This window comes from Fodinisporobacter ferrooxydans, from assembly GCF_022818495.1.
Classification (GTDB): domain Bacteria; phylum Bacillota; class Bacilli; order Tumebacillales; family MYW30-H2; genus Fodinisporobacter; species Fodinisporobacter ferrooxydans.
The window spans coordinates 3,900,427-3,924,236 of the sequence record NZ_CP089291.1; the positions used below are offsets into that span (position 1 = coordinate 3,900,427).

Here is a 23,810-nt window from a genome sequence, read left to right on the forward strand (position 1 = left end):
ACTCAAATGTATATACTGAGTTTTTGGATGGCTCCCAAAAACACTTAACGCCATATTTTCCCGATTTGGTTTGGAAAATACCGATAAACGCGGGAGACATAACTTCATGCAAGTAGTTGTCCGTCAGACGGGTTACCAGGCAATTTGCCTGAAAACGACTGTTATACAACTTTGTAAAGTATACCCAAGCCATAAAATTCAATACGCCCTTTCCGATATACGATAGCATTTGGTATTCTACAGTATATCCAAAAAAGAGCGTAATCATGGCTGCAATACAAACCAAAAAACACCAGCTATCTATGCAATTGGCAGAATAACAGTAAAGACAGTGCCGATGCCTTCTTCACTCTCCACAAGTACTTCCCCGTGATGTGACTCGACGATATTCTTTACGATTGACAAACCCAGACCGGTACCGCCCTTGCTTCGCGTCCGCGCTTTATCAACCTTGTAAAACCTCTCCCAAATAAACGGAAGATCAGCAGCAGGTATGCCAGTCCCTGTATCTGCGATTTGCATTTTGCAAAAATCCCCGGTTCTATGCAAACGAAGTCTGACAGATCCATCTTCCTGAGTATGGCGAATCGCATTGTCTACCAAATTGATTACAACCTGTTCAAGCCTGTCTTCACTGCCTTTTACGATATAAGTTTCACTCTCGGCTACTTCAGTTACCAACTGAATATTGCGCTCGGCAGCTAATGCCGAGTACTTTCTAGCAACACGCTTCACCAATTGATCGACATCTACAGGATCGTCATCTGCAAAAAATTGACCGGACTGGAGTTGGGCCAGATCCAACAGGTCATTGACCAAACGGCGCATGCGAAGCGTTTCGTCCAAAATAATCGATGTAAGTTCCCGCCGTTGTTCAGGGTCGTCATCGAACCCATCCAATAAAGCTTCACTGTAGCCTTGCAACATGGCTAAGGGCGTCCGTAATTCATGTGACACGTTTGCCACGAAATCTTTCCGCAATCGATCCAGTGTACGCTCCTCTGTCACATCTCGCAATACTGCCACAGCACCTCGCAAAGTTTTTGCCGTGTGTTCGTATAGAGGTGTCATCGTAACAATAATGGTTCGACCTTGCCATGTCATTTCATACTCTTGTACTTCATGGCTCACCAGAACTCGTTGTTCCAGTTCAAACAACTCTTTGGGCAATTGGTTATTATCCAATTTGCCTTGTTCAGACAGAAAAAATGTCCGCAGCCATTTTTTTGCGCTCGGATTGGCAAGCGTAATCCAACCGTTCAAATCGGCGGAAATCACAGCATCTTCCATACTTGTAATGATGCCTGAAAGCTGCTCTTTCTCTTTGGAGACATCCTCGATTGTCGATTTTAAACGATTGGCCAAATAGTTGAATGTCATGCCTAATCGTCCGACTTCATCACGAGTCGTGACATTGACTTCTCCCTGAAAGTCCCCGACTGCCATGCGTTCCGCCACTTCATTCATTTTCAGCAAAGGCCTGGACAAATTTTTGGACACGACAAACGCAAGTCCTGTAGTTAATACGACACCCAGACCTACTGCAAATAAAATCAGATCGCTGATGTATTTGCGCGGACCTTCTGTCACATCGACCGATTGATTTAAAACCAGAAACCCTTGCAGCGAATGTTGTTTCATAATGGGTGCATATACCCACCAACTGTCAGTTTGCTGCTCTTTTGACAGTTGACCCGTCGTATCGAGTATGGAAGCAGGCGTTCTACGGGCAACCGGTCGGCCTGTCAGAACATCTTGGCGTTCAGTGGCTGTAAGAGCACTTAAAATTTCCTTTGTCTTTACATCTTTTCCAAGCCTACCCGTAATATAAGAAACGGTACTGTGGGATTGATACGCGAGTTGATGTGCCAAAGAAACGCCCAAATTGCTTTGCGGCACTTCTGATAACACAGTGGCAATCTCAACGCCCCGATCCTCAATCAACGTTTTCTGTGAATTAAAAATGTAACTGTCAAACAGTTGCTGCAAATAAAAAGATAGAATTACAAGTACGACAATGACCAGACCGATAATGGTCAGCCAAAGTTTTGCAACAATACTATTCCGAATCACTCTGGCACCTCAAATTTATATCCGACTCCCCAAACGGTAACGATCATTGCTGCCACATCTTCCGACACGTGTCCCAATTTTTCACGAAGGCGCTTGATATGTGTGTCCACTGTCCGTTGATCTCCATAGAATTGATAATTCCAGACATCCCGCAACAATTCTTCTCGACTGAACACTTTTTCCGGTCGGGAAGCGAGATAGCAAAGCAATTCATACTCTTTGGGTGTTAGACTGACTTCTTCTTCTTGAACATTGACCTTACGGGATTCCAAATGTATCGTTAAATGCGGAAACGTCATGATTTGGGAAATATTAGTCGTTGCGTTGATGGCTGTCCCTGCTTGGCTGCGCTTTAAAAGTGCTTTTACACGCATGACAAGCTCACGCGGACTAAAAGGTTTGACCACATAATCATCGGCCCCAAGCTCAAAACCATGGATCCGATTCACTTCATCACCTGAAGCAGTTAACATAATGACCGGAGTATCTTTATGTTGACGCAATTCCGCACAAACATTCCGACCATCCATACCTGGCAGCATCAGATCTAAAATAATTACGCTATAATCATGATTTAACGCTTTTTCAAGGGCCTCTTCTCCATTTTCCGCTTCTTCCACGAAAAAAGAATTGCGCTCCAAATACATTTTTACCAATCTGCGGATTCTTTCTTCGTCGTCGACAACTAGTACTTTCGGTTGCAATTCTGGCATGTCGGATCATCCCTTCTATACAAAAACAAAAGATTTCTTTTCTATAGGATTCAGAATTATGCAAATCCTATTGTGTATCAAAATGCGACATATTTCAACACGTCACTTATTCTGTACGCGTAATAAAAGTCCTTTTGTAAATGATTGAAAAACGTAAAAAAACTAAAACACATACTTTCATTTAGGTTTTTTCCACTTTTCGCGTACTGTGCTGCATACGTGCGTATAGGAATCGTACTGACTGAACAATATCAACTACATGGAAGCTCCGGCATAGGAGTGAAGACCTACAATCATAAAATTGACGCCGACCAAGAGAAACAATATGACTACAAATCCGGCCACTGCCATCCATGCAGATTTTTTCCCCTCCCATCCTTTCGTCAATCGCAAATGCAAGTACGCTGTATAGTATAACCAAGTAATCAATGCCCAAGTTTCTTTAGGATCCCATGACCAATAGGATCCCCAGGCTTCTTGCGCCCATAACATGGCAAATACCAGCGCGCCGAGTGTAAACACAGGGTACCCGATTGCAATCGCACGATAGCTTAATTCATCCAATATGGAAGCGTCTAATTCTTTCACCCATTTGCCGACGACTTCTACCAATGGATGACGGAGCAGCATGCGCAACCCAATATACAATACACTCCCGCCAAATAATGACCAAAGAACGGTATTTAACTTTAATACCTGATTGACAGCTTGCAAGGACGATGGAATCTTCACGAGTGGCAACGGGAGGCCGATCCAATGTGTGATACTGCCGCTCTTGGAAGAGCCGATCAGCGGCGGGAGGTCGTATGCCAATCCCGATCCCTGATCTTCCACCGAATAGTGAAGAAATTTAAATAGTAAACTTACCAAGACAAAGGAAAATAACGTAAGAAACAGAAACAATGTAAACTCCAAAAACTTTGTCGAGGAATTTTTTTCATGCATGTTTGTTACGTTCAGCAGATACATAAATGCGGCCGCAAATCCGATCGTTAAAATTCCTTCCCCTAATGCGGCAGTCGATACATGAATATTGAGCCAATAGCTTTGTAAGGCCGGTATCAGCGGCATTTCACGTGTCGGGAAAACGGACGCGTAACCGAGAATCACAACGCCAATAGGACTTGCGAATGCACCTAAAACCGTAAATTTATAAAAAGCGTTAATCGTGACAAACGCCAGCATGATGCAAAAGGCCCAAAAGCTCATATATTCAAACATATTGGAGACAGGAATATGTTGCTCCACCAGCCCGCGCAGGAGTATGGCAAGTAAATGAGCGACAACACCAACGATTGCCGAACGATATCCCCAATGCGTCCAAATATTGCCTTTGGACAAAGGATGTTTGAAGCGGATCTTTTTCCCTGTTACGCCAATGATATACAAAATGGTAGAAAACATATATCCGAAAAACGATACGACATATAACCAATTACTTACGCTTAACAACAATACTCCCCCCTTCCCCCATCGGCAATCCCAATTGACCGGAAATGACCGTTTCCAGTTCTCTGCTTAACCCTAGCCAGTTTTTGTTTGTCTGTGCCCCAATATGGAGTACCCCTTCTTCCCGCCGGCCCCAAATCAGACGATGTTGAAAATAAAAGGAAAGGATCAATCCAAGCACGATGATAACACATCCAAAATATACAATTGGAACACCCAGATCTTTGTGAACCCGCAAAATCGTCGGCTGATTTTTTACAATATCCCGAATCATAAACTCAACCGGTGTTCCTTTTTCCAAGTGTGACAAGATGGGAAAGAACGCAAAAAACGCTTGCGGACTGGGTTTTGCAATCCCTGGTCCTTCCACTTGAAATAAAAACGTAGGCTTTCGCGGAACATTGGATTCCGTTGTCGGCTGATTGTTCTCCATTTTAAATTCCGGATAATAATTGACAACATGAATCGTATAGGCACCGGAATGGTAGGCAAATTTGGGATGTGCAAAATCTACGGGAAACGATCCCAATATTTGTTTGCTTCCGGGTTTTGAAAATGTGATTGTCGCGGTTTCAAAGTATGGGTCTTCAAAACTCGATTGCAAGAACTGAAGATGGTCAAATTCCAGCGCATGATTGACTTGAATATTTGCAGTTTTAACAATTTTTTGATTGCGCACGATGGATACCTTTGTTTCATACAAGCTTGGTCGTCCGTCTGTATAATAGTGAATCGTGAATTTGTCGTTGCGAATGGAAAAATTGGTATGTGGAACCTGAACGGTCTGACCTTCCGGAATCGCCAGCATTGTGTCAAAGTACCACCCGGGAATCACTCGCGAGAAGGCTCCGGCAATAACGATGAGCAAACCCACGTGCAGAATATAAGGACCGAAACGGGAAAAACGGCCTTTTTCCGCCAAAAAGGAATCTCCATCCGTTTTTAGTTTGTAACGTTTTTGGGACAAAGTCTTCATAAGCTTGGTAAAAGCGGAATTTGTACCGGCGCTTTCGGGAACCCCTTCACAGGCATCGGAAAATGGCAGTTGCTCGGAAATTTGTACATATATCTTTCGTTGCTGCAACCACAGGACCGATTTTTGCACGACTTGATGCTGCAACGATTTGTATAGTGGAACAATCCGTTCCCAACTGCATATCACTAGCGATGTCGCCAAAAGCAAAAGCAAAGTCAAAAACCACCAGGATGTATACATATTGGTAAATCCGAACTGATACACAATTTTGCCGATCGTTCCGTATTTGGCCGCATAGTAATTGGCAGGATCGCTGGAAGGTATGGCGTTCTCCTGAGGAATGACCGTACCGATCACGGACGAGACGGCAATGATCACGATTATGACGATTGCCACGCGAACAGATACAAAAAAACCCCAAATCCCATCTAACAGCGTCTTTTGGTTTCGTTTTCGACCTCGATGGATTTGTTGCGATGAATGCTGACTGACCTTTACCTCTTTCACTGGCGCTAACTCCTTATTGAATCTGCCAATAAATAGCCAATAAACAACTGCGTATCCGGCAAATTCGTATTCTCAAACTCTATCCAATCTATCCAATATGAATCGGTTTCTTTTTAATAATAGTTTGTGTTTTGGATCGGTTTCTGTTTTGAACCGATTTCTGTCTTGTATCAGTTTCCGTACTTTCATTATAAAGGGTACTGTATCCGGAACTTCCATATGTTGTTGAACTTTTTCTGACAATCGGATTGGACATGATTTTTGCATCAATTCTTTTCGAGAAAAACAAAAAAGATGAGGCGAAATATCCTCATCTTTTTGTGTATTCATTGTGTTTACATTCATCGTGCTTAGATTCATCGTGTTTTTTTATGTGTATTCATTTGTTGAATCGATTCTGCAACAATAGCCGTTGGTCCTTTTCCTTTATCGCTGTGTCGGCCAAATACGATGCACGATATCCTGAAATTGATTCCAAAATCCCGAAATCGGGCGACCTGCATTTATATCCTTGGCATATGCCTGAAAATGTTGAAATACGTCAGGATCTTCCGTAATCAGCACCGTTTGAATCGTGGGATCCATTTGTTTTACTTTTGCTGTAATGCTTGACTTCAATTGTGTTGTCATGGCAGAAGATGGTTGTCCTTTCGCATTTACCGCAACATAAGCCGTTTTATATCCAACCAGCACCGTCGCTCCGCCAATCCCTGGCATTTTCCCCAAAGCATCTGCAATTTTCTTTGCAGTGTGCAAATCCTGTTGATTGGTTCCTGTAGCAGGTGTTCTCGTGTCGGGCGCAGGATTTACAGTGCCATTTCTCATACCTGGATTCGGAACCGGCGCTGCCGGCGCAGTATATGCACCGGTTGGAGTTCGTTCCGGAGCCTGTTGTGTCGCACCGCATCCAGCGACAAACGATGTGCCAAATGCAAGAACTGTCAAAACGATTGCCCAAGTTTTGGTTTTCTGCATGAAGAATCCCCCTTCATTTATGAAACCTTACATTCTTACTAGTAAGGTTCCAAAAACGAGGGAAAACATACATGATTTTTATGAAAGAAAAATCATGAACAGTCACGCAAACACAAAAAGATCCGAAAAACAGCGACAACCGGCAGCTTCGATACGATACGAATCTCTTCAAAGAGAAACGAGTTCGTATAACGATTGCAGTTCCTGTTTTGTCAAATGCCGAAATTGTCCACGGGCAACTCCCGCAAGTGTCAATGGTCCCATTTGAATCCGTTCCAACTCCAGCACCGGATGACCGATGGTTTCCAGCATGCGCCGCACTTGCCGATTCCGTCCCTCGTGGATCGTCAAATGCAGGACTGTCCAGTTTTTTCCGTATTGAACATGTTCCAAGCGGGCAGGCGCAGTTATGCCGTCATCCAAGGGAACCCCGCTTTCCAAGCGCTCTAAACCGCTTTCCGGAATCAGCCCTTTTGCTTTGACACGATAGGTTTTTTCCACGTGATAGCGCGGATGGATCAAGCGATTGGTCAGTTCTCCGTCATTTGTCAGCAGCAATAATCCGGATGTATCAAGGTCAAGACGCCCTACCGGATAGATTCGCACAGGAACACTTTTTACCAAATCCATAACGGTTGGCCGGTTATGTGTATCCATTGCGGTTGTAATATAGCCTGTAGGCTTATTCAGCAAAACGCATGCATAGCCTTGCTTCTGCAACGGTTGTCCCTGTACCAGGATTTGATCCGTGGCAATATTCACTTTTGTTCCCAATTCCCGGACAATTTGACCATTTACACGAACATTTCCTTGTAAAATCATCTCTTCACATTTTCTGCGGGAAGCAATCCCCGCTTGCGCCATTACTTTTTGCAGACGTTCCTGTGTCAAAATACAATCACCATACTATGGGAAAATTTCCATTCCTAAAGCCCTCGCGAGCATTATACATGACTTTGGCCGGCATTCTCAAGCTAATGTGGGGCGAATAGCAGATTTGCCACCACAATTGAAGCGACAACACTGGCGAAATCAGATAATAGTCCCACTTTCAATGCGTAGCGGGCATTGCGTATACCGACACTGCCAAAATAAACGGTTAACACATAAAGCGTTGTATCCGATGCGCCCATCATGGTACTGGCCATTTTTCCAATCAAGGAGTCAGGACCGAAACGCTGGTAGATATCTGTCAGTATGGTGATCGATCCGCTTCCTGATATCGAGCGCAAAATGCCGAGGGGCAAAACGTCTGCAGGAACATGAAAGATGTTTAAAATCGGCTGGATTCCTCGAATTAACAAGTCAAACGCTCCAGATTCGCGAAAAACGGTTACCGCAACCATCATCGCCACCAGATGTGGAATCAAGTGTACAGCCGTGCCAAATCCCTCTTTCGCACCTTCCACAAAGGTGTCATAAATCGGAACTTTTCGCATATATGCGATGATCGGTATCGCGACAATGACAAAAGGCAATGCCCAATCGGAAATCGATTGTATAAAGGAAATCATCGCTTCGCCTTCTTTCTGCGGGCGCGTTTCCGAAAATAACGATCGAGAAAAATAGCCAAAATCGTCGCGACACATGTGGCGAGGATGGTCGATACAATGATCGATGCCGGTTCATGGGAACCGTATTGGACACGCAATCCCAAAACGGTTGCAGGTATCAGTGTAATACTGGCTGTATTGATTGCCAATAATGTGCACATCGCATCAGAAGCTTCGTCTTTATTGGGATTCAAATCTTGCAACTGTTTCATTGCTTTTAATCCGAGGGGTGTGGCTGCATTGCCAAGTCCGAGTATATTGGCGCTCATATTTGCCAAAATCGACCCCATCGCAGGGTGGTCGACCGGAACGGAAGGGTATAGAAAACGGGCAATGGGACGCAGCCATTTTGCCAATACTTCCACCAATCCGGCTTGCTCGGCAATTTTCATCATGCCAAGCCAGAAAACCAGAATGCTGATCAGTCCAAAACATACATCCACACCATCTCTCGCTCCGTGCAAAACAGCTGTCGTCACTTTGTCAATGTTTCCTTGCACACCTGCAACAACCACTCCTGAAACAAGCATAACCAGCCAGATGACGTTCATCATCCAAGAATCCCTCCCTCCTGGCTAATTTGTAAACATCACATGCAAAAGCTGCTGAAGAGTCTTCCAAAAACCGATATCACTCACAGGTACTTGCGGGATCAGTTCGACAGATGCAAGTTTTTGATTGTGCAAGAAGACATTCATCGTACCAACCGGCCGCCCGACGCGAACAGGCGCGGCCAATGATGCAGGAAGGTCGATTTGCCGGGTAACGGAGTTTTGTTCGTCTGTACGAATCGGATACTGAACCGTTGATTTTGACACAATAGCAACAGTTGTCGCTTCTCCCCTCGAGACGGGCAATGTCTTCACGACGGTTGACGGCCCTGCCAACGTTTCGAATTTATATTTGGAAAACCCGTAATCAAGCAAATGAGCGGAGTCATTCCAATCATTTGGGTCGTTTAAGACGACAACGGCAATTTGCCTGCCATCCCGCGTGGCAGAGGAAATTAAACATCTGCCGGACTTTTTGGTATAGCCGGTTTTCACTCCATCGGCGCCATCGTAGCGATCCAACATTTTGTTTTTGTTTTTCATTTTCCGATCCCATTCCTTGCCCGGCCATGGAATGGTTTTGAACTTTGTACTCACAATCTCTTGAAAAATAGGGTTTCGGAGGGCATATGCCGTCAACACTGCCATATCGTGTGCGCTTGAATAATGCTCAGGATGATCAAGACCGTGAGGATTGGCAAAATGCGTCTCCTTTAAGCCGAGTTTTTCCACTAAAGCGTTCATTTTCTCGGCAAAACCTTCCACGGACCCTCCCACATATTCAGCAATCGCTGTGGCTGCATCATTTCCGGAACGCAGCATCATGCCGTAGACCAAATCGATCAATTTGTACTTCTCGCCCGGTTCCAAATAAATCGATGATCCCTCTTGCCGCGCCGCATTCGGACTAATTGTCACCGTGTCGTTCAGCTTGCCGGATTCGATCGCCACGATCGCTGTTATCACTTTTGTCGTAGAAGCGATCAACGTTTTTTTGTCGGCATTTTTTTCATACAGAATTCGTCCGGACTTAACATCGATAACGGCAGCTTCTTGTGCGCTGATCGGCACTTCCTTTGCATAGGTTTCGGGATCCGGGAGTTGATTCTGTCCCGTTGCCAAAGCGGTAACCGGTGATACCAATAAAGTAGCGGTCAAAAGTAAACCGACAAGTTTTTGTTTCCGAACCATGACACCCCTCCACCTGCTTCTGTCCTTTTTCACGTCGTTTTCTTGCTTGTGACAGTGTTTCTACGCGCCAACGGAATACACAGAACCGTATGTTCAACCAGATATATGTCCATATATATGCATGGGTTGTCCGGAAAATGTTGTCCAAATACAAAAAGACTGTTGAGCCGTCTTTCTTCTCAACAGTCTTTTTAGATCTTACATTGGGATGATCTTGAGGATAGGTACCATTCTTATTGCATGGGAACTTTTGATTGCATGTGTTGTTGACTTTGTTTGCCTTGCTGTTGATCAGCCATGCGATTATCCGCGTTTTCCTGCTCTGGATTGGGACGGTCGGAGGAGTTGGGAGATTTGGCCATCGCTTGTACCCGATCGATTACGGTCGGAACGAGATCGACCAATCGATCGTAAATTTGCGTGGTGCCTTCAGATGAAAGCAGTTTTATATTGCCATGACCAACGACCAAAAAGCCCATGGGTGTGATGGAAACACCGCCGCCTGCCCCTCCGCCGAAAGGATGGCCGGCATTATTTTTGTCCTGTCCTTGTGTACCGTAAGGCGCTTTCTCTCCTTGCATATCAAATTCACTTCCGCCGGCTGCAAACCCAAAGCCCACTTTAGAAATTGGAATGATCACCGTACCGTCCGGCGTTTCAACCGGATCGCCTATAATTGTATTGACATCGACCATTTGCTTGATATTGTCCATTGCGGTCGACATTAACCCTTGGATTGGATGTTCTGCCAAGGTAATCCCCCCCTTAACCAGATATAACCCAGCTTTACGCCTGCAACAATAGCTTGACCGACCCAGATGTGAATTATACAGTCAAACTGAATCTGCAAGAGTCGTCGATGAAAATCCGGATACACTTCGATCACAGGCTTTTCTTTCACGGTCAGAAAATGATAGAGGATTCCCGTCACACTGCTTTTGACCGCCCACAATCCACCGCAAAGGATGCCGGCTTCTGCCGCATCCCCTGTGCCAATTGCCGTTTTCCAATGCCATTTGTCGATATGGATCATTTTTAACATCCTTAGCAGCATCGAGTTATACTGCTGCAGAAAATCACGCACCGATTGCAATATTTGAAACCATTCCTTGATTTTCTCAACGGTTACGGTAATGGAACTATGTGTGTGTGACTCATACGTCATCGATTGATCTTTATGTTTATTGTTTGTTACACCGGTCGACCCTACTAATATTTTTTGTTTGATTTTTGATTGAAATGAAAACGTTCGAAACATTTGTTTCAATGTTACAAAAGGTATTTCATGATGAATGCGAATCAAACCAAAAAGCATTCGAAGCTCAACATAAATACGCTCCAATTGCTCCTGTTTTAACACTTGCACACGGACTGACACCGGCAAAATCACACAAAAAAAAAGGAGGGCGAGCAGAAGAGCGATCCCTCCCCATAGCCAATTCATACCAAATCCTCCGGTTCCTACTATGATAGGAGAAGTATTCCCAAAATCAGGAGAAACATTCCTACAGAGAAATACAGAGAAATACATGGAAATACATGTACCTTCCGTTGCATGTGCCGATGCAAGCGTACAAAAAAAGCACCCGATAAACAGGTGCCGGGATCTTCGTACCAGAATCTTTTCTCATGCTTCCGGAGTCAGGATCTGTTGCTGTTCAACAATCAAAGACCGTTCGTCTTCGTCCAGATCTTCTACGGTTAAATTCAAAGCAGGAGACGGCAAATCCTGCAGATCTTTCAACCCGAAATATTCTAAAAAATCTCTCGTCGTTCCATATAGAATCGGACGCCCCGGCCCTTCCGCACGCCCTACTTCTCGAACCAAACGTTTGCCCATAAGAGTATTGATCGCTTTTTCGCATTTTACTCCGCGAATTTCCTCAATATCAGTCCGGGTAATGGGTTGACGATACGCAATGATTGCAAGAGTTTCCAATGCGGCCTGTGACAATGTGGAATGTTCCGGCGTTACGCTTAATTTTTCAAAATAGGGAGCATGTTCGCGAAGTGTGGTCATTTGGAACTGTCCCGCAATTTCAATGATTTGAATCCCTCGGTTTTGCCGTCGCAAATCACCTTGCAGATCATAACACAAGTCAATCACTTCATCGATCGGTAACTCAAGGACATACGCCAGTTGTTTTGCATCTAATCCGTCACTGCCGGCAGCAAACAACAACCCCTCAATTACTGATTTGATTGCTTGATAATCCATGTTCGATCCCGTTCCTTAATTGACAGCTTGAATTTCAATATCATCGAATAGCCGTTGTTGCACACAAACGACATGCTTGTTTTTCATCAATTCCAATAACGCGAGAAATGTCACTACGACCTGTGTGCGTCTTTTGGCATCCGCAAATAACTCCGAAAACCGTACAGATCTTGCCTGCTGCAAGACCATGCGAATCTCAAACATGCGCTCAGTCAAAGAAATTTCATCCCGTTCCATTTCTACATGAGGCTCTTCAAACGAAATCTGATCCAGCGCCTTTTGAAATGCTGACAGCAGATCGAATAGCGTCACGTTTGTAACTGGATTGGAGTCGTTTGCTTGCGCAAAAACGGTTAAGTCTTCCGGGGTCCGCGAAAAAATATGGCTTCTATGTACTTCTCGCTCTTTCAAATGTTGAGCCAGATACTTGTATTTTTTATATTCCAGTATCCGTTCCATTAGTTCCGTCCGCGGGTCGTAATCTTCCATGTCCAGATCGAGTGACAGCTCAAAACTGGCGGGCGCAGGCCGCGGCAGCAAAATACTGCTTTTAATCTCCAGAAGTGTGGCAGCCATGACCAGAAACTCGCTGGCGACATCGAGCTGCAGTTCCTGCATCGCCCGCAAATATTGCAAATATTGTTCCGTCACTTGTGCAATCGGAATATCATGAATGTCCAATTCATTCTTCTCAATTAAATGCAGCAATAAATCAAGAGGACCTGCAAACGCATCCAAATGTAATTGATATTCCATGATCCACGCAACCTTATATTTTTAAACCTACGATTGATTGAACCAACTGCGTACCGCCGGAAATCAACGGATAAAGAAAATGATTCAAGGGGGTGATCAGCACCAATAATAAAAGAAATGGCCCATACTGTTCCAGTACATACATCTGCTTTAGATACTGCCGCGGCACAAAACTGAATAAAATTTTCGACCCATCCAAAGGCGGTATCGGAATCAAGTTAAATACACACAGCATCACATTCATCCATAACATGTATGTTAACAAATTAAAAACAAATGCGTAGACCGGCGAGCTGTTCCATTCATAGACCGGCAAGTACAGCTTTAACAACAAACCGGCAAGAATGGCAATCAGAAAATTCGCCAACGGCCCGGCAACAGAGACAAGCGCGATTCCCACTCGTTTGTTTTTAAAATGCTGCGGATTGATCGGTACTGGTTTCGCCCATCCGAATGGACCGAATAATATTAAAAGAAGCCCGATCGGATCAATATGGGAAATAGGATTCAACGTTAATCGTCCTTGATTTTTTGCAGTCGGATCCCCTAAGCGATAGGCCACGTATCCGTGCGCCAACTCGTGAAAGATGATCGCCACAAGAAACGCCAACAATTGAAAAACGAACATCCCGCTGCTAAACGATTGTAACAACTCTCACACCCCTTTCTCATAAGCCAAACCACATTATAACATATAGTTTGGGGTATGAGCATATTTTCCTTATTGAATGGTGCGTGTCAAATTGGCCATCTCGATGGCGGTAACAGCTGCCTCCCAGCCTTTATTCCCCGCTTTTGTGCCTGCCCGTTCAATCGCCTGCTCAATGGAATCTGTCGTCAATACGCCAAAGATGGTAGGAACGCCTGTTTTTAGGGAAATAGCCGCAACGCCTTTCGCTACTTCCGCAGCCACGTAGTCAAAATGCGGAGTTGAGCCGCGAATCACCGCTCCCAGCGTAATAACGCCATCGTATTTTCTTGTTTCTGCCAATTTTTGAGCAATCAACGGGATTTCGAACGCCCCCGGCACCCACGCCACATCTACATTCGCCCCTTCTACACCATGGCGTTTGAAAGCATCCAACGCACCGCTTAACAACTTCCCGGAGATAAATTCATTAAACCTCCCAACAACCACTGCAAATCGCAATCCTTGTCCAATTAAATTTCCTTCGAAAATTTTGCCTTGTATCATGACGTTATCCTCCTTGATGAGCAACTTTTTCTTTTGCGTCCAAAACCCTTTGCCAATCCTTCAAATCGAGCCATTTTACAGCTTCAACATGTGTCCCAATTTGGTTTGTTTCGTCTTTAAATAGTGAATGTTAAACTCGTTGGCATCGATCTGAATCGGTACACGCTCCACAATTTCCAGACCATGGCCGTCCAATCCTTTGATCTTCTTGGGATTATTGGTCAACAACCGGATCTGCCCAACGCCCAAATCCCGCAAAATTTGCGCACCGATGCCATAGTCCCGCAAGTCTGCGGCAAATCCTAATTTTTCATTCGCCTCTACCGTATCATATCCTTGTTCCTGCAAATCGTATGCCCGCAGCTTGTTGATCAGGCCGATCCCGCGCCCCTCCTGCCGCATGTAGAGAAGAACACCGCTGCCATTTTGCTCGATTTGGCGCAACGCCGCATGCAGTTGCGGTCCGCAATCACAACGGCAGGAACCGAATATATCGCCTGTCAAACATTCGGAATGGACGCGCACCAAGGTGGGTTCCTCCGGATGGATGTCGCCTTTCACCAATGCCACATGTTCTTTATTGTCGATTTTGTTGGTATAGACATGAATGGCAAACGTGCCGTACTCGGTTGGCAAGGAAGCTGAAGCTGCGCGCTCGACCAGCTTTTCTTTCGTTTTTCGGTATGCGATCAAATCGGCGATTGTAATCATTTTCAATTGAAATTCTTTCGCAATCTCTGCGAGATCAGGCACTCTCGCCATCGTTCCGTCCGCTTTCAGGACTTCGCAAATGACTCCGGCCGGATACGAGCCGCAGAGTTTCGCCAGATCCACTGCCGCTTCCGTATGGCCTGCCCGCCGCAAAACACCGCCTGGCCGGGCGATTAACGGGAAGATATGCCCGGGTCTGCGAAAATCCCGCTGTTTGCTCTCCGGTGCAATTAACGCTGCCACCGTTTTTGCCCGTTCGAATGCAGAAATTCCCGTTGTGGTGCCTTCAATTGCATCCACAGACACGGTAAACGCTGTTCCTTGCGCATCCGTATTCTGTTCCACCATCGGATCTAATGACAATTGTCTTGCCCGTTCCTCTGTAATGGGTACACAGACAAGTCCGCGTCCATGTGTAATCATAAAATTGATCACATCAGGTGTGGCAAGTTCTGCGAGCGCGACAAAATCCCCTTCATTTTCCCGATCTTCATCATCGACGACGATAATCATTTTGCCTGCTTTCAAATCTGCAAGCGCTTCCTCAATTTTATGAAACATGTTTGACATCCCCCTTATGCGAACCCATGATCGCGAAGAAATGCAAGCGTCAGGTCCGTTTTCTGAATGGATTTTTTCTCATCTTCCCGGTTGTAGAACAACAGCCGTTCCACATATTTGCCGAGAACGTCACACTCGATATTCACCAAGTCACCCGTTTGAAACTCTCCTGCTGTTGTAATTCCCCGCGTATGGGGAATCAATGAGACCTGAAACGCATCAGCAGATACTTGCATGACAGTTAAACTGATGCCATTTATACAAACAGAGCCTTTTTCTACGATGTATTTTAAAACATTGGACGCAACTGCAATTGTCAGAACATACGCATTGTCTTCCTTTTCAAGTGTTCGAATCGTTCCGACTCCATCGATATGGCCGGACACGATATGTCCCCCAAATCGGCCTGACAACGACATCGCCCGTTCCAGATTGACCTGACTTCCTGTATGCAGAAGGTGCAGATTCGTGCGGCGCATGGTCTCCGGAACTACATCGGCCGAAAACCAATCCGTACCAAAATCAGTTACGGTCAGACAAACGCCATTCACCGCTATACTGTCTCCCAATCGGACATCCGAAAGCACTTGCATCGCAGCGATTTGCAGTCGCTGCCCTTTTCCGTTTGACCGGATCCCGCGAATCTTTCCGATTTCTTCAATAATACCTGTAAACACTTGGACATCATCTGCCTTTATTGGTCTGCTTCGAAAATTGGTTTCGAGATTCCTCTGATTCATTATAAATATCCGATCAGGCAGAGATCCCGGCCAAGTTGTTTGATCTCCATCTGTTTCACACACCAGGCTTCCTGCACCGTCTCTACTCCCATCCCTCCGAAACTGCCGGGTGCGGCGCTTGCTCCGATCAGTTTCGGTGCATAAAACAAAAACAACTTGTCGATTAAAGACTGTTGCAACAAGTGGCCATTCAATGCAGAGCCGCCTTCCACAAGGATCGATGCCAGATGGTGCTCTTGCCATAGTTTCCGAAGCCCATATTCCAGATCCAAGACGTTTGGCTGGCCTTCCCGCATTGGCAATCCGATGATTTGACAGCCCATTGACCGCAATTGTCGGGCCGCTTGGCTGTTGCACAGATCCTCCCGACATAAAACAGCCGCAGGAGCAAGCTTAGTATCGAATACGTGCAAGGATGGATTCGACGCAACAGCGCGAAGGTTCGGATCCACGACGATCCGCAGCGGATTGCGGCCTCCCTCCGGCAGCCGTGTCGTCAATTGCGGATTGTCCTGCATCACAGTACCTACACCGACCATAATCCCATCAAATTGGTCCCGCAGTTGATGGACAAAGCGCCGTGCTTCCTCACCTGTAATCCATTTGCTGTCACCTGTTGCCGTGGCGATTTTTCCGTCCAATGTGGCTGCCGTCTTGACGGCCACAAATGGCAACTGTGTCGTCATATTTTTGATGAACACTTCATTCATTATCCGTGCGGATGCTTCACACAGCCCTACGAATACGGGGATGCCTGCCTCCTGTATGCGCCGGATGCCGCTGCCTGCAACCAAAGGATTGGGATCCGCCATGGCAATGTGAACACTGCGGATGCCCGACTGCACGACCAGATCGGCACAAGGCGGTGTTCTGCCAAAATGACTGCACGGTTCTAACGTAACATAGAGAGTGCTGCCTTGCACTTCATCGCCAGCCATGCGCACCGCATGAACTTCCGCATGTGGAGTGCCCGCTTTCAGATGTGCACCGAAACCGACGATCCGATTGTCTTTTACAAGGACCGCACCTACCAAAGGATTCGGGCTTGTCCTGCCTCTTGCCGTTTGTGCAAGCTGTATGGCAAACTCCATGTACTCCTGATCTGTCAAACATTCACCAACTCCCTATCTACATCCTCCAATCAAAAAACCCATCGAATTCCTTCGATGGGATGTTTGTCGGTCGCATGCGTTTTGTGCATAGTCAAATAAAGCAGCTGTGTCTACCAAATCCTGGCTGCTTGCTTCCTGCCATACATTCGCAAAATCGACACTCCTTCTCCCATCCGGACTTTACCGTCGGTGCTGGAATTTCACCAGTTCTGCCCAAGCAGAAATCACAATCTGCCAAGGCTCGCGGACTTTTACCGCCGGTTGGGACTTGGGTTATTGAAAACCCTCACCCGACCCTGAAGGATGCAATTTTTTTATTCACTTCAGTATACCATAGTCTTTCCAAGTAAGCACGATTGCTTTTCCGTGTTTATCTATACTACAATAAAACGGAATATGTAAAAACGAAACCATAAATAGGAGGCAATCCGTTCGTGAAACGTACGAATACAATCGATCCAATACGCAATTGGGTTCGAACGATTTGTCTGCTTACCGTATGCATCGTTACTCTCAATGTCTCGTTTACCGCATCTGCACATGCGTTTCAGCTAACGGAATCCAGTCAAACTGTAACCGACACAAATATAGAACATACAAATCAAACGCAACCAAATAACCCGCCTGCATTGGCTGCCCAATCGGCAATTTTAATCGATATGAAAACAGGCGAAGTGTTATATGCAAAACACCCGGATGATCGACATTATCCAGCCAGCATTACAAAAATTCTGACAGCCATACTGGCCCTCGAGCACAGCAAATTATCCGATCTGGTTACAACGAGCAAATTGGCGACCGAACAAGACGGAAACCGGATTTATCTGGTGGAAGACGAACAGGAAACGATGGAACATATGCTGTACGGATTGTTGTTGAATTCCGGAAATGATGCGGCGGTGGCAATCGCCGAACATGTGGCCGGATCGGTTCCTGCTTTTGCCGATCTGATGAATGAGAAAGCAAAACAAATCGGAGCTACTCACAGCCATTTTGTAACGCCAAACGGACTGCATGATCCCAACCACTATACAAGTGCGCATGATATGGCATTGATTGCACGCTATGCCATGCAAATATCCGAATTTCGACAACTTGTCGCAACAAAATATTATCCATGGCACGGCAAAGAATGGGATTCCGAACTTGTCAATCTCAATCGTCTGCTTTGGACATACGATGGTGCTACCGGAATCAAAACCGGCTATACGGACCAAGCCCAACAAACTGCCGTCGTCAGCGCCACCCGCGGAAATTCTTCTTTGTTGGCTGTACTGCTGGACATTCAAGGCTTAGATGAGGCGAGAAAAGAATCTGCCGAATTACTGGATTATGGGTTTTCCGATTTTCAAAACGTTCGTCTGATGAAAAAGGGAACGGAAGTCACGACACTTCACGTTCAGGGAGAGCCGCCGATTCCTGCCGTTGCGATGAACGACACTTGGTATATGGAGCGCAAAGCGGCAAAACCCGAGATTCGGACACATGTACGTGTATTCCCAATCACAACACCTGTCAAAGCAGGAACCAAAGTAGGTGAAGTGGAATTTATGGACGGACAAACCATCATTGCAAGAACGCCTGTTGCGATTGTGAAGGATGTCACTCTGTCTTCCGCTTCCCAATCCTTTCTGGCAAGGGATTCAACCGACACGCTGCTTTTCGCACTGCTCCTTTTTCTGATTGGCGCAGGCTGGTTTGTACGGCAAAAAAAGCGCCAGATGAAGTTTCCCCAAATGACGGAAACGGGAAAACGTTTTTTGTACAGGTCAGACGAATCATAAAGTGAAATAACCCCTGAACCATCCATGGCACGTAAAAAGGGTGATCGTGAATCACCCTTTTTTCATGCGCCTTCCTGATTTCCGCATCTATAGCTCCCGAAACAAAACGCCCAGATCGAATCGATGCAGTCCCTTCCAAACATCTCTTCCTTGCATGCAAAGCACGTCAACACATACACCTTTCATTATAAAAGAACAATGTCCAAAGGTTGGTCATACGCAACAGCCGTGAAAAATCGGGAAAGCCTGGGCCACATGGGCCGCACAAACCCGATGAAGGAACGGAACATGCCAAACCAGCGGAAAAAATTCGGGAGGAAGAGCAATAGATTCATCATCTGCAACACACCTCCATCACCCATTCCCTATACACTATGCAAAAATAGGAGAATGCGGTCATCCGCATTCTCCTATTTTTCGTTGTTCCACTTTCACAAAGCAAAACCGAATCCAATTCAACCGTACTACGCCCGGAGTGAATCGGGAATCCGATCGCAACGAACAATATCTTCTGCCGACTCTCTGCGCACTACGATTTCCCCGCGGCCATCTTTGACAAACACGACAGCAGGCCGGGCAATGCGATTATAATTGTTGGCCATCGAATAGTGATACGCACCGGTGCAGGAAACAGCCAAAATATCGCCTGGCTCTGTTTTCGGCAAAGGAATATCCCAAATCAGCATATCCCCGCTCTCACAGCATTTGCCTGCAATCGACACAACTTCATCATGAGGCTGATTCATCCTGTTCGCGATTGTCGCTTCATACTTTGCCTGATACAGTGCAGGCCGCAAATTATCGGACATGCCGCCATCGACAGCCAAATATGTGCGAACACCCGGAATTTCTTTGCGCGACCCAACCGTGTACAAAGTCGTGCCTGCCGTCGCCACGATACTGCGGCCCGGCTCCAGCCAAATTTCCGGATAGTGCAGGTTGCGAGCGGAGAATTCCTGCTGGATTACGTCTGTAAGTGTCGATACAAAATGTTCGATTTTTAGCGGCGTATCTTCACTCGTATAGCGTATTCCCAAACCGCCGCCGAGATTTACTACAGGCAATTCCAGATTATGTGTATTCAAAACTTCTCTGTATACATCAGCTACCCGTTCGATCGCGATTTGAAAGCCTGTCGTTTCAAAAATCTGCGAACCGATGTGCATATGCAAGCCAATCAATTGTAAATGGTCTTTTTTTAACGCCAAATCGATTGCCTTTCGAACGGCACCGCTTCCCAAATCAAATCCGAATTTGGAATCTTCCTGGCCTGTCGTAATATACTCATGTGTATGTGCTTCCACCCCTGGCGTAATCCGCAACATGACATGACAAGATTTCTCTTTCTCAGCGGCCAAGTGCTCCAATACTTGCAATTCATAAAAATTGTCCACAATAAACGTTCCGATGCCGATATCGAGAGCGTAAGAAATTTCTTCCAAAGATTTATTATTCCCATGAAAATGAATGCGTTCAACGGGAAACCCTGCTTGCACGGCTGTATGCAACTCCCCGCCGGACACGACATCCAGCCCCAATCCTTCCTGCTCTACCAGCTTGCACATGGCCATCGTACAGAACGCTTTCGATGCATATGTCACTTGAAATTTCATTCCCGATTGCTGAAATGCATGAATGTACGCTCGGCAGTTGTCCCTTAGCAACTGTTCATCATACACATATAAAGGCGTGCCAAATTGTTTGGCCAACTCAACTGCTTCCACTCCCCCAATGGAAAGCTGCCCATGTTCGTTCCTTTTGCTCGTTCCGTGTAAATACATTGGTCTCTTCTCCCATTCCCGGTTCTATGAAAAAAAGCAACCAACAAATATGCTGGTTGTTTGATTGTTCCCGTATTTCAACCATACTGTTGCCATTCATTCCTTGCTTCATTATATAAAAGCGGTGATTTTTTGACAATCCGTAAACAGGCAAAATTTCGGAACGATTTGATTTCGATTCTTTCCCTCGTTACCTGTTGCTATCTTGTTTGGTGTTGTCTTTACGGGTTGTTGTCTTTACTTGTTGCTGTCTTTGTTTTTTTGAGGTACCCGCTGCGCCGCAAAATTTCCAGTACAGCACGATAGGTTATGGGGGAATCGCGGTCGATAATGTCTCTTCCCCGCATCTTTCCAATATCGCCAATGCCCACAACCACAGGCAAATTCAGTTCATTTAATACTCCGACCGTATCTCCATAAATAAAGGGAAGTTTTTGCTTCAAAGGTTCTCCGTGCTTGTCAACGCCATATGGAATGATTTGTCCGAACTTGGTTACAGATACGTGCACCCTGGCTGCTACAGACGAATAGGAATTCGATGCGACAGCTAATGCACCTAATACTTGAAAATCTTTACATGTAGCAATATATTGCAACGCCCTCTCACCTGGGCCGACACCTGTGTGCCCATTATCATCAAATAATACGAGCACGAGGTCGCTCGCAGCCTCCCATATTAACCGTTGAATTTTGGGTCCTTCCAAAGGAGTTGGGTTGCCGCCGGATCGGGAAATGGATCTTCCCCCGATGCGGTTTGCAACCCGTTCAATCGCCCGGACTGCGATCGTGTCTCCGTCTGTTATCAGGATAATCGATTTTTTGGTCGGTATGGTATCAGACAACACCATGTTTGCCACTCTTTCTACCCTTTCGGTTTAAAAACCAGCGATGCCAAAAACCCGAAGATGATTGCCGCTGAAATCCCTGCGCTTGTCACTTCGAAAATGCCTGTAATAATCCCGACAATGCCATCTTTCTTGGCTTCCGATATCGCTCCATGAACGAGGGCATTGCCAAAGCTTGTAATTGGAATTGATACACCGGCACCGGCAAACTCCATTAAAGGTTCGTAAATGCCTAGTCCGCCAAGAATTGCACCGATCACCACCAAAATCGCCATCACATGTGCAGGTGTCAACTTGGTCAAATCCATTATCAATTGACCAATCACACAAATCAGTCCGCCGATTACAAACGCCCACAAATAAATCATTGAGAATTCCCTCCCATTTCCAATGACACACTGTGTGCGATACACGGAATCGTTTCGCCTTGCATATTGGTCAGAGGAGATAGTAAAGCGCCTGTTGCCGTGATTAATACACGCTTCCATTTGCCTTGCAGCATTTGTTGAAAAATATAGCTATAGGAAACAACCGCGCAACACGCACAACCACTGCCGCCAGAAAACACTTCCGGTTGCTTGGGATCATAAATGAGAATCCCGCAATCTGTAAACCGGTCCCCGCAATCATAACCGGCTTCTGCCAACAATTTTTGCGCAATCGGATGCCCGACTCGCGCCAGGTCTCCTGTAACAATCAAGTCATAGTCCGAAGGCTTGCGGTCCGCATCTTTAAAATGTGCCGCAATGGTATCAGCTGCAGCCGGCGCCATGGCCGCCCCCATTTCCCAAGGACTCTTGACACCCATATCAATGACTTTTCCAATTGTTGCATGTGTAATTACGGGGCCGTTTCCCGCTTTTCCGACAATCGCAGCTCCACCGCCAGTAACTGTACAATGAGCGGTTGGCGGTTTCTGCCCTCCGTACTCGGTCGGATAACGAAACTGCCGTTCAGCAGTCGACACATGGCTGCCTGTAGCAGCCGCTACGTACTCCCCGTAGCCGCTATCTACAAGTAAAGCGGCAAGGGATAATCCTAACATGGAAGTCGAGCAGGCGCCAAAAATACCAATATAAGGAATCGATAACGAGCGGGCCGCAAAACTCGAAGGAGTGATCTGGTTAATCAAATCCCCTGCAAATATGTAATCCAATTGATTTTTTTCGATTCCCGATTTTTTTACCGCTTTATTCACCGCTTCTTCCAACATGTATCGTTCCGCTTTTTCCCAACTGTCCTGACCGACGTATAAATCATCGTGGACAATATCAAACAAATTTCCCAGTGGACCTTGCCCTTCCTTAGGGCCGACCGCAGTTCCTGTTCCCACAATGCACGGCCGATTTTTAAACTCCCAGGTTTGGCTTCCTAGTTTGGACACGATCAACCGTTCACCTCATTCCATTACCATTTTGAACAACGTTCGGATCAATGCAATAAAAAATGCGGCAACCACACCAAATACGATGACAGGACCGGCAATTTTAAACATATTGCCCCCGACACCCAATACGTAACCTTCACTTTTGTGTTCGATTGCCGCAGACGTGATCCCATTGGCAAACCCGGTGACCGGCACGGCCGAACCTGCACCCGCCCATTGGCCGATACGATCATAAACACCTAGTCCTGTTAACAAAACGCCTAAAAAGATCATGACAGCGACCGTTGGATTTGCCGCTGTTTTATCTGTAAAATGAAACACGCGAATAAAGATTTCCTCGACGAATTGTCCGATCAGACAAATCGTACCTCCGGAAAGAAACGCCCTGAGGCAATTTTTTGCCACGGGTTTTGCAGGTTTTGCTTCTTCGACATATTGCAGATACTGTTGTTGTGCTTTTGATCCTTTGACTGCCAATGTTCACACCCCTTCTTTTGCGTTCATTTATCAAAAACAGTCATAAAAAAATGGTTCCCATCGCTGCGCAATTCCATGCAAAAAACCGGATCCACTCCATCGGGATCCGGTCTTAAATCGATATGGCATCGGTTATATGGCTGTCCTTGGGGATGGGGTGGAATGTCCACCATGCAGCAGTCCCACTTACTACGACGATCGTTGTGATCATGAACACCCATATGATCTTATACTTTCGAAACATGTGAAAACATT

The 23,810-nt window shown here is 45.9% G+C and carries 25 protein-coding genes and 1 riboswitch; of the genes, 1 reads left to right on the forward strand and 24 read right to left on the reverse strand.

Annotated elements, in window-relative coordinates:
• Positions 1-300 precede the first annotated feature (300 nt).
• From LSG31_RS18715 to ribD, 18 genes are all read right to left on the reverse strand, one after another.
• Positions 301-2,073 carry an ATP-binding protein gene (locus LSG31_RS18715; RefSeq protein ID WP_347436559.1) on the reverse strand — a complete coding sequence of 591 codons (1,773 nt, stop codon included), beginning with the start codon at positions 2,071-2,073 and terminating at the stop codon, positions 301-303.
• Positions 2,070-2,786, reverse strand: a complete 717-nt coding sequence (locus tag LSG31_RS18720; protein ID WP_347436560.1) for a response regulator transcription factor — start codon at positions 2,784-2,786, stop codon at positions 2,070-2,072. The genes LSG31_RS18715 and LSG31_RS18720 overlap by 4 nt, the downstream gene beginning before the upstream one ends.
• Before the next feature lie 255 nt (positions 2,787-3,041).
• Positions 3,042-4,238 carry a c-type cytochrome biogenesis protein CcsB gene (gene ccsB / locus LSG31_RS18725; protein WP_347436561.1) on the reverse strand — a complete coding sequence of 399 codons (1,197 nt, stop codon included), beginning with the start codon at positions 4,236-4,238 and terminating at the stop codon, positions 3,042-3,044.
• Complete coding sequence (locus LSG31_RS18730; RefSeq protein WP_347436562.1) at positions 4,222-5,718, reverse strand: cytochrome c biogenesis ResB family protein; 1,497 nt, start codon at positions 5,716-5,718, stop codon at positions 4,222-4,224. Before LSG31_RS18730 ends, ccsB begins: the two co-directional genes overlap by 17 nt.
• A 426-nt stretch (positions 5,719-6,144) precedes the next feature.
• Positions 6,145-6,693, reverse strand: a complete 549-nt coding sequence (locus tag LSG31_RS18735) for a YhcN/YlaJ family sporulation lipoprotein (protein WP_347436563.1) — start codon at positions 6,691-6,693, stop codon at positions 6,145-6,147.
• Between the two features lie 168 nt (positions 6,694-6,861).
• Complete coding sequence (locus LSG31_RS18740) at positions 6,862-7,584, reverse strand: pseudouridine synthase (RefSeq protein WP_347436564.1); 723 nt, start codon at positions 7,582-7,584, stop codon at positions 6,862-6,864.
• A gap of 83 nt (positions 7,585-7,667) precedes the next feature.
• Positions 7,668-8,207: a spore maturation protein gene (locus LSG31_RS18745; protein ID WP_347436565.1), complete on the reverse strand. Its 540-nt coding sequence runs from the start codon at positions 8,205-8,207 to the stop codon at positions 7,668-7,670.
• Positions 8,204-8,800 (reverse strand): nucleoside recognition domain-containing protein, encoded by a 597-nt coding sequence (locus LSG31_RS18750; RefSeq protein ID WP_347436566.1) that lies wholly within the window; start codon positions 8,798-8,800, stop codon positions 8,204-8,206. The genes LSG31_RS18745 and LSG31_RS18750 overlap by 4 nt, the downstream gene beginning before the upstream one ends.
• 21 nt (positions 8,801-8,821) lie before the next feature.
• A complete protein-coding gene (locus tag LSG31_RS18755) occupies positions 8,822-9,988 on the reverse strand; it encodes a D-alanyl-D-alanine carboxypeptidase family protein (protein ID WP_347436567.1) in 1,167 nt (388 codons plus the stop codon).
• 233 nt (positions 9,989-10,221) lie between these two features.
• Entirely contained in the window at positions 10,222-10,740 is a 519-nt protein-coding gene (gene ytfJ / locus LSG31_RS18760; protein WP_347436568.1) for a GerW family sporulation protein, read from the reverse strand.
• Entirely contained in the window at positions 10,713-11,432 is a 720-nt protein-coding gene (locus LSG31_RS18765) for a DUF2953 domain-containing protein (protein WP_347436569.1), read from the reverse strand. Before LSG31_RS18765 ends, ytfJ begins: the two co-directional genes overlap by 28 nt.
• Positions 11,433-11,615: 183 nt before the next feature.
• Positions 11,616-12,206, reverse strand: coding sequence for an SMC-Scp complex subunit ScpB (gene scpB, locus LSG31_RS18770; RefSeq protein WP_347436570.1), 591 nt, complete (start codon positions 12,204-12,206; stop codon positions 11,616-11,618).
• A gap of 15 nt (positions 12,207-12,221) precedes the next feature.
• Positions 12,222-12,962 carry a segregation and condensation protein A gene (locus tag LSG31_RS18775; RefSeq protein WP_347436571.1) on the reverse strand — a complete coding sequence of 247 codons (741 nt, stop codon included), beginning with the start codon at positions 12,960-12,962 and terminating at the stop codon, positions 12,222-12,224.
• A gap of 13 nt (positions 12,963-12,975) precedes the next feature.
• Positions 12,976-13,614 carry a site-2 protease family protein gene (locus LSG31_RS18780; RefSeq protein ID WP_347436572.1) on the reverse strand — a complete coding sequence of 213 codons (639 nt, stop codon included), beginning with the start codon at positions 13,612-13,614 and terminating at the stop codon, positions 12,976-12,978.
• Between the two features lie 69 nt (positions 13,615-13,683).
• Positions 13,684-14,157 carry a 6,7-dimethyl-8-ribityllumazine synthase gene (gene ribH, locus LSG31_RS18785; protein WP_347436573.1) on the reverse strand — a complete coding sequence of 158 codons (474 nt, stop codon included), beginning with the start codon at positions 14,155-14,157 and terminating at the stop codon, positions 13,684-13,686.
• A 75-nt stretch (positions 14,158-14,232) separates the two neighbouring features.
• Positions 14,233-15,429, reverse strand: coding sequence for a bifunctional 3,4-dihydroxy-2-butanone-4-phosphate synthase/GTP cyclohydrolase II (locus LSG31_RS18790; RefSeq protein ID WP_347436574.1), 1,197 nt, complete (start codon positions 15,427-15,429; stop codon positions 14,233-14,235).
• A 14-nt stretch (positions 15,430-15,443) separates the two neighbouring features.
• Complete coding sequence (locus LSG31_RS18795) at positions 15,444-16,106, reverse strand: riboflavin synthase (protein WP_347439562.1); 663 nt, start codon at positions 16,104-16,106, stop codon at positions 15,444-15,446.
• A 62-nt stretch (positions 16,107-16,168) separates the two neighbouring features.
• On the reverse strand, positions 16,169-17,278 hold the full coding sequence (gene ribD / locus LSG31_RS18800) for a bifunctional diaminohydroxyphosphoribosylaminopyrimidine deaminase/5-amino-6-(5-phosphoribosylamino)uracil reductase RibD (protein WP_347436575.1): 1,110 nt from the start codon (positions 17,276-17,278) through the stop codon (positions 16,169-16,171).
• Between the two features lie 160 nt (positions 17,279-17,438).
• A riboswitch (FMN riboswitch) is annotated at positions 17,439-17,589 on the reverse strand.
• Positions 17,590-17,715: 126 nt separating this feature from the next.
• On the opposite strand from ribD, the gene LSG31_RS18805 reads away from it, so the two are divergent.
• Positions 17,716-19,065 (forward strand): D-alanyl-D-alanine carboxypeptidase family protein, encoded by a 1,350-nt coding sequence (locus LSG31_RS18805; protein ID WP_347436576.1) that lies wholly within the window; start codon positions 17,716-17,718, stop codon positions 19,063-19,065.
• A 464-nt stretch (positions 19,066-19,529) separates the two neighbouring features.
• Here LSG31_RS18805 and lysA read toward each other — a convergent pair whose 3' ends face one another.
• From lysA to LSG31_RS18835, 6 genes are all read right to left on the reverse strand, one after another.
• Positions 19,530-20,846 (reverse strand): diaminopimelate decarboxylase, encoded by a 1,317-nt coding sequence (gene lysA / locus LSG31_RS18810; protein ID WP_347436577.1) that lies wholly within the window; start codon positions 20,844-20,846, stop codon positions 19,530-19,532.
• Between the two features lie 221 nt (positions 20,847-21,067).
• On the reverse strand, positions 21,068-21,694 hold the full coding sequence (gene spoVAEA / locus LSG31_RS18815) for a stage V sporulation protein SpoVABEA (RefSeq protein WP_347439563.1): 627 nt from the start codon (positions 21,692-21,694) through the stop codon (positions 21,068-21,070).
• 14 nt (positions 21,695-21,708) lie between these two features.
• Entirely contained in the window at positions 21,709-22,059 is a 351-nt protein-coding gene (spoVAE, locus tag LSG31_RS18820; protein ID WP_347436578.1) for a stage V sporulation protein AE, read from the reverse strand.
• Positions 22,056-23,075, reverse strand: a complete 1,020-nt coding sequence (gene spoVAD, locus LSG31_RS18825; RefSeq protein ID WP_347436579.1) for a stage V sporulation protein AD — start codon at positions 23,073-23,075, stop codon at positions 22,056-22,058. Before spoVAD ends, spoVAE begins: the two co-directional genes overlap by 4 nt.
• 15 nt (positions 23,076-23,090) lie before the next feature.
• Positions 23,091-23,555 (reverse strand): stage V sporulation protein AC, encoded by a 465-nt coding sequence (spoVAC, locus tag LSG31_RS18830; protein WP_347436580.1) that lies wholly within the window; start codon positions 23,553-23,555, stop codon positions 23,091-23,093.
• A 112-nt stretch (positions 23,556-23,667) separates the two neighbouring features.
• Complete coding sequence (locus LSG31_RS18835) at positions 23,668-23,799, reverse strand: hypothetical protein (protein WP_347436581.1); 132 nt, start codon at positions 23,797-23,799, stop codon at positions 23,668-23,670.
• Positions 23,800-23,810 lie beyond the last annotated feature (11 nt).

Coding starts and splice junctions, on each gene's coding strand:
- LSG31_RS18750 (WP_347436566.1), bottom strand. CDS start 8,800: ATGATGAACGTCATCTGGCTGGTTATGCTTGTTTCAGGAGTGGTTGTT.
- LSG31_RS18755 (WP_347436567.1), bottom strand. CDS start 9,988: ATGGTTCGGAAACAAAAACTTGTCGGTTTACTTTTGACCGCTACTTTA.
- LSG31_RS18745 (WP_347436565.1), bottom strand. CDS start 8,207: ATGATTTCCTTTATACAATCGATTTCCGATTGGGCATTGCCTTTTGTC.
- lysA (WP_347436577.1), bottom strand. CDS start 20,846: ATGTATTTACACGGAACGAGCAAAAGGAACGAACATGGGCAGCTTTCC.
- scpB (WP_347436570.1), bottom strand. CDS start 12,206: ATGGATTATCAAGCAATCAAATCAGTAATTGAGGGGTTGTTGTTTGCT.
- LSG31_RS18835 (WP_347436581.1), bottom strand. CDS start 23,799: ATGTTTCGAAAGTATAAGATCATATGGGTGTTCATGATCACAACGATC.
- LSG31_RS18790 (WP_347436574.1), bottom strand. CDS start 15,429: ATGTTTCATAAAATTGAGGAAGCGCTTGCAGATTTGAAAGCAGGCAAA.
- spoVAEA (WP_347439563.1), bottom strand. CDS start 21,694: ATGGTGTTGTCTGATACCATACCGACCAAAAAATCGATTATCCTGATA.
- spoVAE (WP_347436578.1), bottom strand. CDS start 22,059: ATGATTTATTTGTGGGCGTTTGTAATCGGCGGACTGATTTGTGTGATT.
- LSG31_RS18720 (WP_347436560.1), bottom strand. CDS start 2,786: ATGCCAGAATTGCAACCGAAAGTACTAGTTGTCGACGACGAAGAAAGA.
- LSG31_RS18775 (WP_347436571.1), bottom strand. CDS start 12,962: ATGGAATATCAATTACATTTGGATGCGTTTGCAGGTCCTCTTGATTTA.
- LSG31_RS18765 (WP_347436569.1), bottom strand. CDS start 11,432: ATGAATTGGCTATGGGGAGGGATCGCTCTTCTGCTCGCCCTCCTTTTT.
- ribH (WP_347436573.1), bottom strand. CDS start 14,157: ATGATACAAGGCAAAATTTTCGAAGGAAATTTAATTGGACAAGGATTG.
- LSG31_RS18735 (WP_347436563.1), bottom strand. CDS start 6,693: ATGCAGAAAACCAAAACTTGGGCAATCGTTTTGACAGTTCTTGCATTT.